Here is a 483-nt window from a genome sequence, read left to right as displayed (position 1 = left end):
TTTATTTTCGGTTGGTTTTTCCGGAAGCATAAAATATATTTTGTGGCATAAGTTGATTTTATAAGGAACGACTACATAAGTTGAGCCCTTTGGAACTACAGAGATGTATTCTTTGGATAAGTTTTTATTTATATCATAAACCTTTCCTGCATAATATACATTCTCAATATTCTGCAAGCCAAATAATGAAACAATGTCTTTTCGCAACATTCCAATAAATGTACCTCTTACATAGCTTATTGGAGCAAAACTTTTTTTTATTATCTCATTTAGAAATACATCAATTGGTTTATGCTTAATGATATTCCAGCAATCACAGATTATTTTTTCTTGCTTTAATTGCTCTATCCACCCCTCATATCCTTCGGGAACATTTTGTGTGGGGTCGCTGAGTTGATAGAACAATTTTTGGTATTGTTAAATATATATAGCTATTTCATTGTTTAGTTTTAGAAAAAGTAATTTTAGGGATTTTTCTATCAT

The 483-nt window shown here is 29.8% G+C and carries 1 protein-coding gene; it reads right to left on the bottom strand.

Annotated elements, in window-relative coordinates; translation table 11 throughout:
• On the bottom strand, positions 1 to 405 hold a 405-nt coding region (locus tag EII41_RS13795), incomplete at its 3' end, for a hypothetical protein (RefSeq protein WP_221620745.1).
• Positions 406 to 483 lie beyond the last annotated feature (78 nt).

The sequence above is a fragment of the Tannerella forsythia genome (genome assembly GCF_003860135.1).
Taxonomy (GTDB): Bacteria; Bacteroidota; Bacteroidia; order Bacteroidales; family Tannerellaceae; genus Tannerella; species Tannerella forsythia_A.
Note: the sequence above shows the minus strand (reverse complement) of the source record. Positions and strands in the feature narration are given on the sequence as shown.